Origin of the sequence: Salinicola sp. MH3R3-1 (assembly GCF_001937155.1) — a bacterium.
In the GTDB taxonomy this organism is placed as follows: domain Bacteria; phylum Pseudomonadota; class Gammaproteobacteria; order Pseudomonadales; family Halomonadaceae; genus Salinicola; species Salinicola halophyticus.
In genome coordinates, this window is sequence record NZ_MSDP01000095.1 from 1 (window position 1) to 569 (window position 569).

At 65.6% G+C, this 569-nt stretch carries 1 protein-coding gene; it reads left to right on the forward strand.

What is annotated here, in order from left to right; all coding sequences use genetic code 11:
• Positions 1-569 (forward strand): Ig-like domain-containing protein (locus tag BTW08_RS18515; RefSeq protein ID WP_168170688.1); only part of this gene is annotated, 569 nt, incomplete at both ends.

Below are 569 nucleotides of genomic sequence, written 5' to 3' on the forward strand. Positions count from 1 at the left end.
TCAACGGCGTAACAGGTAGCGTGGGGCAGGCCATCACCGGCTCCAATGGCGGCACCTTCGCGCTGAACGCGGATGGCTCCTACAGCTTCAATCCGGGCACGGCGTTCGATCGCCTGGCCGCGGGTCAGACCGACAAGACGCAGATCAACTACACCGTCAGCGACGGCCAGGGCGGCACCGCCACCTCGACGCTGACCGTAACGGTGACCGGCACTAACGACGTTCCAGTGGCCGTCGCCGATACCCAGACCACCGGCGAGAACAGCGCTCTCAGCGGGCAGGTGCCCGCAGCGACCGATATCGATGGCACCATCGCCGGTTACGACCTGGCGACGGATGTCGGCACCGGCAACGGCAGCCTCAGCTTTAATAGCGACGGCAGCTACAACTTCACGCCGGGCACCGACTTCGACACTCTGGCCGCCGGCGAGAGCCGCGAAGTCATCTTCAGCTACACCGCCACCGATAACGACGGCGGCGTGAGCGAGCCGAAGACGGTGACGATTACCGTCACCGGCACCAACGATGCGCCGGTCGCTCAGGCCGCCACGGCCACGACAGAAGAGAAC